This is a genomic window from Pseudomonas sp. NFPP12 (genome assembly GCF_900103205.1).
In the GTDB taxonomy this organism is placed as follows: Bacteria; Pseudomonadota; Gammaproteobacteria; order Pseudomonadales; family Pseudomonadaceae; genus Aquipseudomonas; species Aquipseudomonas protegens.
The window spans coordinates 493,263-508,389 of sequence record NZ_FMWW01000001.1 but is presented as its reverse complement, the minus strand read 5'-3'; the positions used below and the strand labels follow the sequence as shown (position 1 = coordinate 508,389).

Annotated in this window: 15 protein-coding genes; 6 read left to right on the top strand and 9 right to left on the bottom strand. The window is 60.3% G+C overall.

Annotation, left to right across the window (positions count from 1 at the left end):
- Positions 1-80: 80 nt before the first annotated feature.
- Both hppD and BLS75_RS02255 read right to left on the bottom strand, forming a co-directional pair.
- On the bottom strand, positions 81-1,157 hold the full coding sequence (hppD, locus tag BLS75_RS02260) for a 4-hydroxyphenylpyruvate dioxygenase (protein ID WP_011061669.1): 1,077 nt from the start codon (positions 1,155-1,157) through the stop codon (positions 81-83).
- A gap of 251 nt (positions 1,158-1,408) precedes the next feature.
- Positions 1,409-2,365, bottom strand: coding sequence for a DMT family transporter (locus BLS75_RS02255; protein ID WP_072450153.1), 957 nt, complete (start codon positions 2,363-2,365; stop codon positions 1,409-1,411).
- 85 nt (positions 2,366-2,450) lie between these two features.
- Between BLS75_RS02255 and BLS75_RS02250 the strand changes: the two genes are divergently transcribed.
- From BLS75_RS02250 to BLS75_RS02240, 3 genes are all read left to right on the top strand, one after another.
- Positions 2,451-3,323, top strand: coding sequence for a LysR family transcriptional regulator (locus tag BLS75_RS02250; RefSeq protein ID WP_072450152.1), 873 nt, complete (start codon positions 2,451-2,453; stop codon positions 3,321-3,323).
- Between the two features lie 88 nt (positions 3,324-3,411).
- Positions 3,412-4,950 (top strand): EAL domain-containing protein, encoded by a 1,539-nt coding sequence (locus BLS75_RS02245; protein ID WP_072450151.1) that lies wholly within the window; start codon positions 3,412-3,414, stop codon positions 4,948-4,950.
- A 243-nt stretch (positions 4,951-5,193) separates the two neighbouring features.
- Entirely contained in the window at positions 5,194-5,559 is a 366-nt protein-coding gene (locus BLS75_RS02240) for a histone-like nucleoid-structuring protein, MvaT/MvaU family (RefSeq protein WP_015635884.1), read from the top strand.
- 230 nt (positions 5,560-5,789) lie between these two features.
- Here BLS75_RS02240 and BLS75_RS02235 read toward each other — a convergent pair whose 3' ends face one another.
- The gene (locus tag BLS75_RS02235) at positions 5,790-6,317 is read right to left on the bottom strand and encodes a DUF4946 domain-containing protein (RefSeq protein WP_072450150.1); all 528 of its coding nucleotides are present in this window, start codon (positions 6,315-6,317) and stop codon (positions 5,790-5,792) included.
- Positions 6,318-6,515: 198 nt separating this feature from the next.
- Between BLS75_RS02235 and gloA the strand changes: the two genes are divergently transcribed.
- On the top strand, positions 6,516-7,037 hold the full coding sequence (gloA, locus tag BLS75_RS02230; protein WP_072450149.1) for a lactoylglutathione lyase: 522 nt from the start codon (positions 6,516-6,518) through the stop codon (positions 7,035-7,037).
- Between the two features lie 172 nt (positions 7,038-7,209).
- Here the strand turns inward: gloA and ahpF are convergent, their stop codons facing one another.
- From ahpF to BLS75_RS02215, 3 genes are all read right to left on the bottom strand, one after another.
- On the bottom strand, positions 7,210-8,775 hold the full coding sequence (ahpF, locus tag BLS75_RS02225) for an alkyl hydroperoxide reductase subunit F (RefSeq protein WP_072450148.1): 1,566 nt from the start codon (positions 8,773-8,775) through the stop codon (positions 7,210-7,212).
- Positions 8,776-8,899: 124 nt separating this feature from the next.
- On the bottom strand, positions 8,900-9,463 hold the full coding sequence (ahpC, locus tag BLS75_RS02220) for an alkyl hydroperoxide reductase subunit C (protein WP_011061677.1): 564 nt from the start codon (positions 9,461-9,463) through the stop codon (positions 8,900-8,902).
- 151 nt (positions 9,464-9,614) lie between these two features.
- The gene (locus tag BLS75_RS02215; protein ID WP_072450147.1) at positions 9,615-10,553 is read right to left on the bottom strand and encodes a site-specific integrase; all 939 of its coding nucleotides are present in this window, start codon (positions 10,551-10,553) and stop codon (positions 9,615-9,617) included.
- Between the two features lie 180 nt (positions 10,554-10,733).
- Between BLS75_RS02215 and BLS75_RS02210 the strand changes: the two genes are divergently transcribed.
- Positions 10,734-11,741, top strand: coding sequence for a DNA-binding protein (locus tag BLS75_RS02210; RefSeq protein WP_072450146.1), 1,008 nt, complete (start codon positions 10,734-10,736; stop codon positions 11,739-11,741).
- Here BLS75_RS02210 and gorA read toward each other — a convergent pair whose 3' ends face one another.
- Complete coding sequence (gorA, locus tag BLS75_RS02205) at positions 11,742-13,100, bottom strand: glutathione-disulfide reductase (protein WP_072450145.1); 1,359 nt, start codon at positions 13,098-13,100, stop codon at positions 11,742-11,744.
- 130 nt (positions 13,101-13,230) lie between these two features.
- Complete coding sequence (gene galU / locus BLS75_RS02200; protein WP_011061681.1) at positions 13,231-14,070, bottom strand: UTP--glucose-1-phosphate uridylyltransferase GalU; 840 nt, start codon at positions 14,068-14,070, stop codon at positions 13,231-13,233.
- Between the two features lie 465 nt (positions 14,071-14,535).
- On the opposite strand from galU, the gene BLS75_RS02195 reads away from it, so the two are divergent.
- Positions 14,536-14,817, top strand: coding sequence for a hypothetical protein (locus tag BLS75_RS02195; protein ID WP_011061682.1), 282 nt, complete (start codon positions 14,536-14,538; stop codon positions 14,815-14,817).
- A 14-nt stretch (positions 14,818-14,831) separates the two neighbouring features.
- Here the strand turns inward: BLS75_RS02195 and BLS75_RS02190 are convergent, their stop codons facing one another.
- Complete coding sequence (locus BLS75_RS02190; protein WP_072450144.1) at positions 14,832-15,062, bottom strand: hypothetical protein; 231 nt, start codon at positions 15,060-15,062, stop codon at positions 14,832-14,834.
- Positions 15,063-15,127: the final 65 nt, after the last annotated feature.

Sequence of the window (15,127 nt, the reverse complement as noted above, 5' to 3'; positions counted from 1 at the left end):
TCACAATCGCCAACCGACAGGCAAAATAAAGCCCGACCAGAAACCTCCTGATCGGGCCTTGGACTCAAGCGTGCCGGGGCTTACTCGGTGGCGAGTACGCCACGACGCACCTGGTCGCGTTCGATCGATTCGAACAGCGCCTTGAAGTTGCCCTCGCCGAAGCCATCGTCGCCCTTGCGCTGGATGAATTCGAAGAACACCGGGCCCATCAGGGTTTCCGAGAAGATCTGCAGCAGCAGGCGCTTGTCGCCGGCTTCCGAAGAACCGTCCAGCAGGATGCCCCGCGATTGCAGCTCGTTGACCGGCTCGCCGTGGTTCGGCAGGCGCCCTTCGAGCATTTCGTAGTAGGTGTCCGGTGGCGCGGTCATGAAGCGCATGCCGATCTTCTTCAGAGCGTCCCAGGTCTTGACCAGGTCGTCGGTGAGGAAGGCCACGTGCTGGATGCCCTCGCCATTGAACTGCATCAGGAACTCCTCGATCTGCCCGGCGCCCTTGGACGATTCCTCGTTCAGCGGGATGCGGATCATGCCATCCGGAGCGGTCATGGCCTTGGAAGTCAGGCCGGTGTACTCGCCCTTGATGTCGAAGTAGCGGATCTCGCGGAAGTTGAACAGCTTCTCGTAGAAGCCGGCCCAGTAGGCCATGCGCCCGCGGTACACGTTGTGGGTCAGGTGGTCGATAATCTTCAGGCCCGCGCCCTTGGGGTTGCGGTCCACGCCTTCGAGGAACACGAAGTCGATGTCGTAGATCGAGCTGCCCTCGCCGAAACGGTCAATCAGGTACAGCGGCGCGCCGCCAATGCCCTTGATCGCCGGCAGGTTCAGTTCCATCGGGCCGGTTTCAATGTGAATCGGCTGGGCGCCCAGTTCCAGGGCGCGGTTGTAGGCCTTTTGCGAATCCTTGACCCGGAACGCCATGCCGCACACCGACGGGCCGTGCTCGGCCGCGAAGTAGGAAGCGACGCTATGGGGTTCGTTGTTGAGGATCAGGTTGATCGCACCCTGGCGATACAGATGCACGTCTTTGGAACGATGGGTCGCGACTTTGGTGAAACCCATGATCTCGAAGATCGGTTCGAGGGTGTTGGGGGTAGGCGATGCGAATTCGATGAATTCAAAGCCCATCAGGCCCATTGGGTTTTCGAAGATATCTGCCATGGTTGGCGCCTCATCATATTTTTAGAATTAACGGATCGTTAGTTGCTAGCAATGCTGAGGAGGGACGGTGGCGCACAGGAGATACCGCGCACGCTGCGGGCGAGGAAGTCACCATAGATCAGTTGAAACCCGAGAATCTTCATTTCGACCCTGTCTTACAGGCTGGGGGGCGAGGCTTCTGCTGCCAGAAGACTTTATTATTGTATGCGTAACCGGATTCTACACAGCGTAAAAGCCTTTGTCCGCATTCTCTATAAAATCGCCTTTTTTGCCCCGCCCGCAAGGGGTTTGTTGCACTGGTAGATACCGCCGAGAATCAGCGCCCCGCCCACCCCCACCACCGGGCTCAACTGTTCTCCCAGCACGAGCGCGCCGAGGATCACCGCAGTCAGGGGATTGAGGGCGATGAATACACCGCAACGGGTGGCACCGATCCGCCGCAAGCCGTCGTAATACCAGATATAGGCCAGCGCCGAACCCAGCACGCCCAGGTACAGCAGGCTCAAGCCCTGGGCCAGGTTCAGGCGGGCCACCGCCTGCAGGTCGAACTCGCCACGGATCAGGGTGGCGGCGCAGAGCATCAGGGTGCCCAGGAGGATCGAGCAGGTCACGGTTTGCAATGAGCCCAGGCTGTGGTTCAGCCCCCTGGAGAACAGCGAGTACACGCCCCAGCCCAGCACGCAGCCAAGAATCAGCAGGTCGCCTTGCCAGCTCCCGGCCTGCGCCGCCAGGGCCGAAGGGTCACGGCTGCAGATCACCAGGGCCGCGCCACAGAGGCACAGGGCAATGCCCAACAGCTTGCGCCGACCCAGGCGCTCCTTGAACAGCGCCCAGGACGCCAGGGCAATCACTGCCGGGTTCAGGGCCACGATCAACGATGCCCGAGAAGCCTTGACCTGCTCCAGGCCGAGGAAGAAACACAGGTTGTAGAAGAAGATCCCGAAGAACCCCAATAGTGCCAGTTGGCCAAACTGCCTGAGGCTGGGCCGCACCAGGGGAATGCGCGCCACGGCCATGAAGCCGAGCAAGGCCAGGCTGGCCAGCAGGAACCGCAGGCTGGCGGCCAGCAAGGGCGAGAGCCCGCCGGCCAGGTAGCGCCCGGCAACGAAGGTGCCGCCCCAGATCATGGTGACTGTCGCCAGGCGGCCATACACCGCCAGGTCCCGATATTCGCCCGCCAGGGGGCCGCTGATATTGCTTTCACTCATGGTCAAGACGCTCTGAGGCAATGGGTTTGTACTGCACGACCATTTTTTGTCTAATGCCTGATCATCGTAAAATGAGCTTTTACTCATGACCCTGACCCAGCTGGAGATCTTTTCCCTGGTGGCCGAACTCCAGGGCTTTACCAGCGCCGCCACGCGCCTGGGCATCACCCAGTCGGCGGTGTCTCATGCCATCAAGTCACTGGAGCAGGAGCTGCAGGTGGACCTGTTTCGGCGGCACCAGGCCCAAGTCGAACTCACCGACATCGGCACCCAGTTGCTGCTGCGCGCCCGGGCCATGCTCGGCCTGGCGGCGACCCTGGCCCAGGAAGCCGCGGATGCTCGGGGCATGAAGCGCGGCACCTTGCGCATCGGCTCGTTCGGCCCCACCTCGTCGATCCGCCTCCTGCCCCGGATTCTTCACGACTACCGCCGCGAATATCCGGACATCGAAGTGCATATCGACGAAGGCCCCGATCGCCAGGTCCTGCAATGGCTGGAAGAACGACGGGTGGACCTGGGCTTCGTGGTGCTGCCCCAGGAGCGCTTCGACACCGTGCCTGTGGTCGAGGACCAGTTGCTGGCATTGATTCCAGCCAGCCACGCCCTGGCCAGTGAAGCGCAACTGCGCCTGGACCAACTGTGCCATGACCCCTTCGTGCTCACCGAAGCCGGCTCGGCGGAGTTGGTGTCACGTCTGTTCATCGGTGCCGGCCTGCGGCCCAATATCCGCTACCGCAGCACCCAACTGCTGAGCACCCTGGAAACCGTGGCCCGCGGCGATGCCTTGAGCATCGTTGCCGAGTTGTCCCTGCCCCAGGCCGCGGACCCGCGCTACACCAACCGCCCCCTGGAGCCTGCCGTGCGCCGCCAAGTGGGGATCGCGATGCTCGACCGACGCCAGGCGTCGCCGGCGGCCCTGGCCTTCATCCAGCACGCGCAGCGCCTTTATCGACGGTAAAAGCCGGCTATCCTGCGATGATCAAGACAGCCGCAGGGGCCATGCCCCCGGTGCCATCCTCCCCCTCGCCCGCCCACAGGTCCGATCCATGCCCCTGACCGCCAAAGGTCCATTGAAGCGTTCTACCCGTACCTTCTGGACATTGCTGGCCATGCTTCTTCCCATCGGGCTCGGCACCCTCATTCTCTACGCCCAGGCCGAACGAACACTGATGCACAGCAGCCTGGAAACCGCCGAAGAGGCCATCCGTCAGTTCGACCTGATGCTCGACAACACCGACATCGCCGCCAGGGCGCTGCTGCCCCAGGTGGGCCGCGATTGTGATGAGGTCCGGCAACTGGCCCTGCGCGAACAGGTCACCCGCCGGCCGTTCGTGCGCTCGACCAACCTGGTGTGGCGCAACAACAACTATTGCAGCTCCCTGCTCGGCAGTTTCGCAGTCCCGCTCAACCCCCTGGACTACGTGGACGGCCGCCTCTGGCTGATGAGCGGCAACCCTGTCACCCCCGACACGGCCCTGCTGGTCTATCGCTGGAGCGAGGGCGATCGCGCCGCCCTGGCCACCATCGACGGCTATCACCTGACCAATGCCCTGCGCCTGATCAGCCGCTTCGCCGACCTGCAATTGCAAGTCGGCGGGCATTGGCTGTCCAGCGACGGCCGTGTCCACGAGGGCAGTCCGCCACTGGCGGCCGTGGCCAGCCAGCAACTGAGCTCATCGCGCTATCCCTACAGCGTCAGCTCGGGGTTTCCCGAGGGCGACGTGTGGAACTACATGAAGAGCCAGTACCCGGCGCTGTTCAGCCTGCTGGTGTTTTTCGGCGCGGCGGCGGGCGTACTTGCCCACTGGCTGCAAAAGCGCTCCGCCTCCCCCACCCACGAGCTGCAACGGGCACTGGGGGCCCAGGAGTTCATTCCGTACTTTCAGCCGGTGGTGCGCGGGGACACCCTGGCGTGGGCCGGCATCGAAGTCCTGATGCGCTGGCAGCATCCGAAAGAGGGGCTGGTACGCCCGGACCTGTTCATCCCCTTCGCCGAGCATTCGGGGCTGATCGTGCCCATGACCCGCTCGCTGATGCAGCAGACCCAACAAGCCCTGGCGCCCCATGCCGCGCACTTTACCGACGGTTTCCATATAGGTATCAACATCACCGCCAGCCATTGCCACGACCTGCAGTTGCTGGAGGACTGCCGGGAGTTCCTCGCCGGCTTCCCCCCAGGCAAGGTGATCCTGGTGCTGGAGTTGACCGAACGCGAACTGATCGAGCCCACGACCACCACCCACCAGCTGTTTGCCGCCCTGCACGAACTGGGTGTGATGATCGCCATCGACGACTTCGGTACCGGGCATTCCAGCCTGGGTTATCTGCGCCAGTTCAATGTGGATTATTTGAAGATCGATCAGAGTTTCGTCGCCATGATCGGTGCCGACGCACTGTCCCTGCATATACTCGACAGCATTATCGAACTCTCGGCCAAACTCGATCTGGGCATTGTCGCCGAAGGTATTGAAACTGCGGAACAGCGGGATTATCTAGCAGCTAAAGGGGTGGATTTCCTGCAAGGTTATTTATTCGGACGGCCCATGCCCAGTGCCGAATTTGTTGCAGCCCTGGCGCGCCATTAAATAGCCATACCCGAACAAAAAGTGCTGGATCTAACAACTCGGGGCTTGCACCAATTTGAATCAATTGCTCAATTTCGCATTTGACAAGAACAACCTGATTTACTCTTGATGCATTAACTACTACAATTTTTCCCGCCTGTACAAGATTCACAGGTAGGCCACTTAATCGAGCCTTAATCGGCTCATGGCTTATAGCTTTGTTTGTGGTTTGTATCAGCCAAATAGACTATTGGAGTGAAGATATTGTCCAGACTTGCTGAGTTTCGTGCTGCAGAAAAAGCACTTCAAGAACAGCTCGCGCAGCTTGAATCCCTGAAAAACGACGCCGGACTCAAGAAGGAAATCGAGTTCGAAGAAAAGCTCCAGGCCCTGATGAAGTCCTACGACAAGAGCCTGCGTGACATCATCGCCATCCTTGATCCCAACCAGGGCAAGGCCGGCCTGCCACAGGCCAACGCCCCCAAGCAGCGCCGTGCCCGCGTGGTCAAGGTCTACCAGAACCCGCACACCGGCGAACTGATCGAAACCAAAGGCGGCAATCACCGCGGCCTGAAGGCCTGGAAAGAACAGTACGGTGCCGCCACTGTGGATTCCTGGCTGCGCGCTTGAACAAAGCCGCACACCGAAAAAGGCCCTGCATATGTAGGGCCTTTTACATTGAATAAGAAAATTCTTATTACGACTTGCATCTAAGGGAAGAGCCGAGCGAGATCCCACCCCTCTCCCTAGCTGATACATCGTGCAATAACGCCTGATTCCCAAGCAACTTCAGGCTTAATGCCTTTTCGCTAACGAACGGGTAACCCGCAGAAAGCGAACCGATTGGTTCAGATTTTTCCTTAAAGTTTAAGGCCGTTTCGTACAGCGAGTATTTCATCCTGGCTCTCGGCAAAAGCCGCAGCCTGGCCGGCGTATGAAAGTACATAAGCCTTATCCCCATTCAGTGCCGCCACCAATGTCTGCGAGAGCACATGCCGGCCATTCTGGGTAATGGTGCAAGTAGTTTCCAGCGCCTCGAGACGACTCAACTGCGCGGCATGAATCTTGTTACAGACACTCTGATAACCGCCCAGGGCAAAGTCCTTTTGCACCGACTTGCGCATCTCCAGCAATACCCCCTGCAGATTGACTACATGCCCACTGTCTACCTGAGTCATGGTCAACTCCATGACCATGAGTGGATTGCCAGCGGTATCGCTCTTGACCGCTCTCTGCCGGGACACCTTGGCGGCCTCTTCGCCTTCTTGGGCCGGCAGCGGCTCCACCGTCCAGCCCTGGGGCCAGGTCACTTGCGGCTCGGCCTCTGCAACACCGGCCAGCGCCAGTAGCAACAAAGCTGCGGTGCGGAACTTAAAAGACTCGATCATGCGTTTGCACACTGAGGTAAAGGGGCCTGGAAGTCTGAGCCCGGCGCCAGGAATGGGCAATAGATCAGGAGCTTTGGGTTTGGCGCCAGCCGACCCACTTGCGTATCATTGCCCGATCCCAAGGATGTCCGAACCATTGCCAGCCAAGGCTGCTTGCCCCGGCAAGCAGTCTTGGCCGCACTTTCTTCTGGAGGGCCCATGAGCCTCAACGAACTCAATACCTTTCCCGGCGTGACCGCCCAACCGGATGCGGCCACTGCCCGTTTCGTGTTCAACCACACCATGTTGCGCGTCAAGGACATCACTCGCTCCCTGGACTTCTACACCCGGGTCCTGGGCTTTTCCCTGGTGGAAAAACGCGACTTCCCTGAAGCCGAGTTCAGCCTGTACTTCCTGGCCCTGGTGGACAAGGCACAGATCCCGGCAGACGCTGGCGCGCGAACCGAGTGGATGAAGTCGATTCCCGGCATTCTCGAACTGACCCACAACCACGGCACCGAGAACGATCCAGCCTTCGCCTACCACAACGGCAACAGCGACCCGCGCGGCTTCGGCCACATCTGCATCTCGGTACCGGACATCGTCGCCGCCTGCGAGCGCTTCGAAGCCCTGGGCTGCGATTTCCAGAAGCGCCTGAACGATGGCCGGATGAAAAGCCTGGCCTTCATCAAGGACCCGGACAGCTACTGGGTCGAGATCATCCAGCCAGCACCGCTGTAAACCTATGCAGGTGCGAAGCCGGCCTGTGTAGAAGCTGGATTGTCAGCACTCCCCTTCTCAAGGGCGGCGCAAGACCCAGCGGCCACTTCAGCGACAAGCCGGTGCCTGTGAGCACAGCAATAAAAAACCCCATGAGCCAGGCTCATGGGGTTTTGTTTTTCTAAGCGACCGATCAAGCCGGTGCTGAGGTACGGATCAAGTGATCGAATGCACTGAGGGAAGCCTTGGCCCCCTCGCCCACGGCTATCACGATCTGCTTGTAGGGCACCGTGGTGACGTCACCCGCAGCAAATACCCCAGGCAGCGAAGTCTCGCCGCGGGCATCGACGATGATCTCGCCACGAGGCGACAGCTCAACGGTACCCTTGAGCCAATCGGTGTTGGGCAACAGGCCGATCTGCACAAAGATGCCTTCCAGGTCCACCGTGTGGAACTCGCCCGAATCACGGTCCTTGTAGGCCAGGCCGGTGACCTTCTGGCCGTCACCCTTCACCTCGCTGGTCAAGGCGCTGGTGATGACTTTGACGTTGGGCAGGCTCAAGAGCTTGCGCTGCAACACCGCATCCGCCCGCAGCTTGCTGTCGAACTCCAGCAGGGTCACGTGACTGACGATACCCGCCAGGTCGATGGCCGCTTCGACACCGGAGTTGCCGCCGCCAATCACCGCCACACGCTTGCCCTTGAACAGCGGGCCGTCGCAGTGTGGGCAGAAGCACACGCCCTTGGCCTTGTACTCCTGCTCACCCGGCACGCCCATCTCGCGCCAGCGGGCACCGGTAGCCAGGATCACCGACTTGGCCTTGAGGCTGGCGCCGCTTTCGAACTGGATCTCGTGCAAGCCGCCGACGTCCTTGGCCGGCACCAGGGCACTGGCCCGCTGCAGGTTCATGATGTCCACGTCGTACTGCTTGACATGCTCTTCCAGGGCGGCGGCCAGCTTCGGCCCTTCAGTTGCCTGCACCGAGATGAAGTTCTCGATCGCCATGGTGTCCAGCACCTGGCCACCGAAACGCTCGGCAGCCACACCGGTACGGATGCCTTTGCGAGCGGCATAGATGGCTGCCGAAGCACCCGCTGGACCACCGCCGACCACTAGCACGTCGAAGGCTTCCTTGGCGTTGAGTTTCTGCGCCTGCTTCTCCACCGCACCGGTGTCGAGCTTGGCGAGGATTTCCTCCAGCCCCATGCGCCCCTGGCCGAAGTTCACGCCATTGAGGTAGACACTGGGCACCGCCATGACCTTGCGTTCATCGACTTCGGCCTGGAACAGCGCGCCATCGATGGCCACGTGACGGATGTTGGGGTTGAGCACCGCCATCAGGTTCAGCGCCTGGACCACGTCCGGGCAGTTCTGGCAGGACAGCGAGAAGTAGGTTTCGAAATTGAACTCGCCCTTGAGCGAGCGGATCTGCTCGATCACCTCGGTACTGGCCTTGGATGGATGGCCACCTACTTGCAGCAGGGCCAGCACCAGGGAAGTGAATTCGTGGCCCATGGGAATACCGGCGAAACGCAGGCTGATATCACTTCCCGGGCGATTCAACGAGAACGAAGGCTTGCGCGCGTCGCTGCCGTTATCGAGCAAGGTAATCTGGTTGGAAAGACTGACAATGTCTTTGAGTAACGCGAGCATTTCCTGGGATTTCGCACCGTCGTCGAGGGAGGCTACGATCTCGATCGGCTGGGTGACCCGTTCCAGGTAAGACTTCAACTGAGCTTTAAGATTGGCATCCAACATACGGGCGATCTCCTGTTTTGATTCGGTAGAAAAAACAACGCCCGAGCGAATCTCGCCCGGGCGTTGTTTGAGGGCGGTGCAGCTGACTTAAGTGCGGATCACCGCCCTTGGGTAATGCATGGACTTAGATCTTGCCGACCAGGTCCAGGGACGGAGCCAGGGTGGCCTCGCCTTCTTTCCACTTGGCTGGGCAGACTTCGCCTGGGTGAGCAGCGACGTACTGAGCAGCCTTGATCTTGCGCAGCAGCTCGGAAGCGTCACGGCCTACACCACCGTCGTTGATTTCAACGATCTTGATCTGGCCTTCAGGGTTGATCACGAAGGTGCCACGGTCAGCCAGACCGGCTTCTTCGATCAGCACATCGAAGTTGCGGGAGATGGCCAGGGTCGGGTCGCCGATCATGGTGTACTGGATCTTGCCGATGGCTGGCGAAGTGTTGTGCCAGGCAGCGTGGGCGAAGTGGGTGTCGGTGGAAACGCTGTAGATCTCGACGCCCAGCTTCTGGAATTCGGCGTAGTTGTCGGCCAGGTCTTCCAGCTCGGTTGGGCACACGAAGGTGAAGTCAGCCGGGTAGAAGAACACGACAGACCATTTGCCTTTCAGATCGGCGTCCGACACTTCGACGAATGCGCCGTTTTTGAATGCGGTAGCTTTGAAGGGTTTAACTTGGCTGTTGATGATAGGCATCGTTGACTCTCCATCAGTGGTTGAGAACATTGGGTGAAAACTTGATGGGGAGAATCCTAACCAATGAATCGCCCCTTGGCTCATTGGCAAACCTGATGCTGTCGATTGGTTTTGACTATCAGCCAACAGTATTAATAGAAGAAACCTTAATCTACTGCTGTACCGGCTTCTCGCCGATGCGCGTCATGCCCATGAACGGGTTGGCCTCGACGTAGCGCATGGCGGACTGCATGTCCTTCCAGCCGACATAACTCATCAGTGATTTCAGATCCCAACCGCTGCGGTGCGCCCAGGTGGCGAAGCCCCGGCGCAGGGAATGGCTGGTGTAGTGTTCGCCAGCGATACCGGCACGCTCCAGGGCTTGGCGCAGCAACGCGATCACGCTATTGGCATGCAACCCCTGCTCGCTCAGGCGCCCCCAGCGGTTGATGCCGCGAAACACCGGCCCGCGCACCAGCGCCGCGCTGTTGATCCACTCGATATAGGCCTGCACCGGGCACAGGCGCAGCAAGGCCGGGGTGTGAAAGGTCCGCCCAAGGTTGTCACGGTCACTCTTGCTGCGGGGCAGGTAGAGGCTGATGCCCGACCCGGCCACCGCTTGCACATGCTCGATCTGCAAGCGGCACAGCTCATCACTGCGAAAGCCGCGCCAGAAGCCCAGCAAGATCAGCGCCCGATCACGCCGGGCACGTAACAGATCCCCCTGGCGCTGTTCAGCTGCGGCACTCGCCACCTCCTCATCTAGCCAGGCGACGACCTGTTCCAGGTGCTGCAGCTCCAAGGGTTGCGCCTGTTTTTCCTGTACCGGGTGCAGCGCACGGATGCCCTTGAACACCTGGCGCACCACCGGTGCCTTGGTCGGGTCGGCAAAGCCCTGGCTGCTGTGCCACTGGGCCAGGGCCGACAGGCGCAACCGCAGGGTATTGATCGACAGCTCACCGGCATAGGTGGCCAGGTAGCGGGCCACGCTTTCGGCCGTAGCCGGAAGGAAACCGCCCCACTGCACTTCGAAATGCTCGATGGCCGCCCGATAGCTGCGACGGGTGTTGTCGCGGGTGGCGGCTTGCAGATAACGATCCAGCTCGCTCATGGCAGCTCAACTCAGGCAAATGTACGGCGATGGCTGGCGAAAACCGCCCTCAGCGCCTATCACACGGGGTAATACCATAATATCCCATGTCAGCTTCAGGCTTTTGATAAATTCACATCTGCTGTATAATTTCATTTAATTACATACCACGTAACACAGTACTAAATCGTCGGAGGATGCATGGCTCGCGGAGGCATAAACAAGGCGGTGGTGAAGAAAGCTCGTCAGGCGATTCTTGCCCGCGGCAAACACCCCAGCATCGACGCAGTACGCATCGAAATGGGTAATACCGGCTCGAAAACCACCATTCACCGCTATCTCAAGGAGCTGGATGACGGCGCCAGCCGGCGTGACAGCGGCCCTGCCCCCCTGGACCAAGAACTGGGCGAACTAGTGGGGCGCCTGGCGCAACGTCTGCAGGAGCAGGCCCAGGAACCCCTGGAGCAAGCCCTCGCCCACTTCGAAGAACAGAAGCAGGTGCTGGAACACCAGTTGCACGAAGCCCACCAGCTTCAGGAGCAGTTGCAACAGCAGTTGCAGATTCAGGCCAGCGCCCTGGCCGGGGAAAGCGCCGCCCTGCAAGACACTCGCTCCATGCTGCAGAGCGAACAGACCCGCAACGCCGAACTCAACCAGGCACTCAAGGGCCTTGAGCTGCGGCTGGAGGACAAGGAGCAGCAGATCCACTCCCTGGAGGAAAAGCACCTGCATGCCAGGGACGCCCTGGAGCACTACCGCGCGGCCAGCAAGGAACAGCGCGAGCAGGAGCAGCGCCGCCACGAAGGGCAATTGCAACAGATCCAGATGGAGCTGCGCCAGGCCCAACAGAGCGCGCTGGTACGCCAGGACGAGATCACCCAACTGCATCGCGATAACGAGCGCCTGCTCAGCGAACAGCGCGCCATCCACAAAGAGCTCAAGCAAGCCCAGGATGCCGCCAGCAAGAACTCGGCGCTGCAAGCCCGCCTGAGCGAACAGGTCGCCCGCCAGGACAGCGAAAGCACCCTGCTCCAGGAACGCCTGCGCGTTGCCCAGGAAGAAGTTCAGGCACTCAAGGAACAAACCAGGAAACAGGCTCGATCGAGCAAGGAGATGGAGTTGCGCGCCACCAAGGCCGAGGCCGGCCTGGAGGCGTTGCGCCTGGCTGCTGCCACCAAGGCCCAGCCAGACGCACCTGCGAAGGCTTGATCAGCCCGCGACAGGCGTACGCATGGTGACGAACTCTTCGGCGGCCGTCGGGTGCACGCCGATGGTTTCGTCGAAGTCGCGCTTGGTCGCCCCCGCCTTCAGGGCAATTGCCAGGCCCTGAACGATTTCACCGGCATCCGGGCCGACCATGTGGCACCCCAGGACCTTGTCGCTGTCGGCGTCCACCACCAGCTTCATCAGGGTGCGTTCCTGGCAGTCGGTCAGGGTCAGCTTCATCGGCCGGAAGCGGCTCTCGAAGATCTGCACCTTGTGCCCCGCTTCTCGCGCCTGCTCTTCGGTGAGGCCGACGGTACCGATGTTCGGCAGGCTGAACACCGCCGTAGGAATCATCTGGTAATCCACGGGACGGTACTGCTCGGGCTTGAACAGGCGCCGAGCCACGGCCATGCCCTCGGCCAGGGCCACCGGCGTCAGTTGCACGCGGCCGATGACATCGCCAATCGCCAGGATCGACGGCTCACTGCTCTGATACTGCTCGTCCACTTCGATGAAACCACGCTTGTCGAGCTTCACGCCGGTATTCTCCAGCCCCAGGTTGTCCAGCATCGGCCGGCGCCCGGTGGCATAGAACACACAATCGGCGGCCAGCTTGCGACCATCCTTGAGGGTGACCTCAAGACTGCCGTCGGCCTGCTTGTCGATGCGCTCGATGTCGGCATTGAACTGCAGACCCAAACCACGCTTGGTCAGTTCCTCCTGCAAGTGCTTGCGCACTGCGCCGTCGAAACCGCGCAGGAACAGCTCACCGCGATACAACAGCTGGGTATCGGCGCCCAGGCCATGGAAGATCCCGGCAAACTCCACCGCGATGTAGCCACCGCCCACCACCAGCACGCGCTTGGGCAGCTCCTTGAGGAAGAAGGCCTCGTTGGAACTGATGGCATGCTCACGCCCCGGGATATCCGGGATCTGTGGCCAGCCGCCGGTGGCAATGAGGATGTGCTTGGCGCTGTAGCGCTGGCCGTTGACCTCTACCTGGTGCGGATCGATCAGCCTGGCGTGGCCTTCATGCAGGGTCACGCCGCTGTTGACCAGCAGATTGCGGTAGATGCCGTTGAGGCGATTGATTTCGCGATCCTTGTTGGCGATCAGGGTCGCCCAATCGAAATTCGCCTCACCCAGGGACCAGCCGAAACCCGAAGCCTGCTCGAAGTCTTCGGCGAAGTGCGCGCCGTACACCAGCAGCTTTTTCGGCACGCAGCCGACGTTGACACAGGTACCGCCCAGATAGCGGCTTTCAGCGACCGCGACCTTCGCGCCAAAACCCGCCGCGAATCGCGCACAGCGCACACCGCCGGAACCGGCACCAATTACATAAAGATCAAAATCGTAGGCCATTTCACTCTCCCAGGCAGGCTGACAAGCATAACCGCAGATGGCGATCGGGTCAGCGCAGAGGTCTACATAAGGGCGACAAATGAAAAAGCCACCCGAAGGTGGCTTTTCCAAAAAAACCGTGCAGCGGCTATCAGTAAGCCTTGCCGGTCTTGTAGAAGTTCTCGAAGCAGAAGTTGGTTGCGTCGATGTAGCCTTCGGCACCACCGCAGTCGAAACGCTTGCCCTTGAACTTGTAGGCCATTACACAGCCGTTCTGCGCCTGCTTCATCAGGGCGTCGGTGATCTGGATCTCGCCACCCTTGCCCGGCTCGGTCTGCTCGATCAGGTCAAAGATGTCCGGAGTCAGGATGTAACGACCGATGATCGCCAGGTTCGACGGTGCGTCTTCCGGCTTTGGCTTCTCGACCATGCTGTGAACGCGGTAGATGTCGTCACGGATCATCTCGCCAGCAATCACGCCATACTTGTTGGTTTCCTGCGGATCGACTTCCTGGATGGCCACGATCGAGCAGCGGAACTGCTTGTACAGCTTGACCATCTGGGTCAGTACGCCGTCGCCTTCGAGGTTGACGCACAGGTCGTCCGCCAGTACCACGGCGAAGGGTTCGTCACCGATCAGCGGGCGGCCAGTCAGAATGGCGTGGCCCAGGCCTTTCATTTCGGTCTGGCGAGTGTAGGAGAACGAGCACTCGTCCAGCAGCTTGCGGATACCGACCAGGTATTTCTCCTTGTCGGTGCCCTTGATCTGGTTTTCCAGCTCGTAACTGATATCGAAGTGGTCTTCGAGGGCGCGCTTGCCGCGGCCGGTCACGATGGAGATTTCATTCAATCCGGCATCCAGCGCTTCTTCAACGCCGTACTGGATCAGTGGCTTGTTCACCACCGGCAGCATTTCTTTAGGCATGGCTTTAGTCGCTGGCAGGAAGCGAGTACCGTAACCGGCTGCTGGGAACAAGCATTTCTTGATCATATGAGTCCTTAAAAAGGCTGTGTGTACGAGTTTCGGCGCAGTCTAATGAGGGCGCGAGCGCCTTACAATGCCCCGCGCTGGCTAACCGCTGCCATCATAGAGAAATAAAGTGACGGATAGTTCCGCAGCATCCTCCAGATAGCCTGCCAGGTAAACCTCCATCACCGCGCAGCGCTTGTAAACCGGCACCTGCACAGGGTTGCCGGAATGCCCCAGGCATCGACCAGGCACACCCTCGACTCAACGGCCAAGGCGGGCCATCCGGACTCCATGATGGCACCGTTTTCGCCCTGGCGATGTTCACCCGCAGGTACCACAACCCCCTAACCCAGAGGGGCTGCGGCACTTTTGCAGGCCTGCGGAGGACTAAGGTGACGTGCTGTACCGAAATGGCCATTAGCTATAGCATCGCCACTGGCATGCACGGCCACTTCACCCCCTCCCCCTCAGATGACGAAATCCCCCATGAACAGACTTTTCACTGTCACCGCAGTACTGGCCCTGAGTGGATGTGCCACCGCCTCCAATACCTACCTGGCCAATGGCGAACAAGGCCTGAGCATCGATTGCTCTGGTGAGGCCAGCTCTTGGGCCAGCTGTTACGAGAAAGCCGAGGCGTCCTGCGCCGGCACCGGCTATCGGATCGTCAGCACTGTCGGCACGCCCGCCACCAAGGAAAGCGACAAGACCCTCGGCGTCGATGTTGGCAATTATAAAAGCCGCAGCGTGGTGGTGGTCTGCAAGTAGAAGGCGCACGCCCTCTACATATGAATTTCGGCAAACTTGATGCCCAGACCTCGAATGGTTTCGATCAGGTCGTCGAGACGGCAGAAAGATTCCACCTCGTCGCTGTCGTCCACCAGAAAATAGCTGCGCCCGGCGCTCTTCTTGAAAAACACAATCCATTCCTCTGAATTGGCCGGGTTCTGGATCACGTGGGTGGCAGAGATCAAGCCCTCTGCATGCTTTGCCCTGACATCTTCCCGCTTCATGCTTTCTCCCAAAAAATCGATGCCGCCCAGGCGTGAGCCCGGGCGGCACCGGCAACAATGGGCGC

Excerpts from the sequence above, each read along its gene's own strand:
- BLS75_RS02190 (WP_072450144.1), bottom strand. The coding sequence starts at position 15,062 with ATGAAGCGGGAAGATGTCAGGGCAAAGCATGCAGAGGGCTTGATCTCT.
- ahpF (WP_072450148.1), bottom strand. The coding sequence starts at position 8,775 with ATGTTGGATGCCAATCTTAAAGCTCAGTTGAAGTCTTACCTGGAACGG.
- BLS75_RS02235 (WP_072450150.1), bottom strand. The coding sequence starts at position 6,317 with ATGATCGAGTCTTTTAAGTTCCGCACCGCAGCTTTGTTGCTACTGGCG.
- BLS75_RS02250 (WP_072450152.1), top strand. The coding sequence starts at position 2,451 with ATGACCCTGACCCAGCTGGAGATCTTTTCCCTGGTGGCCGAACTCCAG.
- galU (WP_011061681.1), bottom strand. The coding sequence starts at position 14,070 with ATGATCAAGAAATGCTTGTTCCCAGCAGCCGGTTACGGTACTCGCTTC.
- ahpC (WP_011061677.1), bottom strand. The coding sequence starts at position 9,463 with ATGCCTATCATCAACAGCCAAGTTAAACCCTTCAAAGCTACCGCATTC.
- BLS75_RS02215 (WP_072450147.1), bottom strand. The coding sequence starts at position 10,553 with ATGAGCGAGCTGGATCGTTATCTGCAAGCCGCCACCCGCGACAACACC.
- BLS75_RS02245 (WP_072450151.1), top strand. The coding sequence starts at position 3,412 with ATGCCCCTGACCGCCAAAGGTCCATTGAAGCGTTCTACCCGTACCTTC.
- hppD (WP_011061669.1), bottom strand. The coding sequence starts at position 1,157 with ATGGCAGATATCTTCGAAAACCCAATGGGCCTGATGGGCTTTGAATTC.
- BLS75_RS02210 (WP_072450146.1), top strand. The coding sequence starts at position 10,734 with ATGGCTCGCGGAGGCATAAACAAGGCGGTGGTGAAGAAAGCTCGTCAG.
- BLS75_RS02255 (WP_072450153.1), bottom strand. The coding sequence starts at position 2,365 with ATGAGTGAAAGCAATATCAGCGGCCCCCTGGCGGGCGAATATCGGGAC.
- BLS75_RS02195 (WP_011061682.1), top strand. The coding sequence starts at position 14,536 with ATGAACAGACTTTTCACTGTCACCGCAGTACTGGCCCTGAGTGGATGT.
- gloA (WP_072450149.1), top strand. The coding sequence starts at position 6,516 with ATGAGCCTCAACGAACTCAATACCTTTCCCGGCGTGACCGCCCAACCG.
- gorA (WP_072450145.1), bottom strand. The coding sequence starts at position 13,100 with ATGGCCTACGATTTTGATCTTTATGTAATTGGTGCCGGTTCCGGCGGT.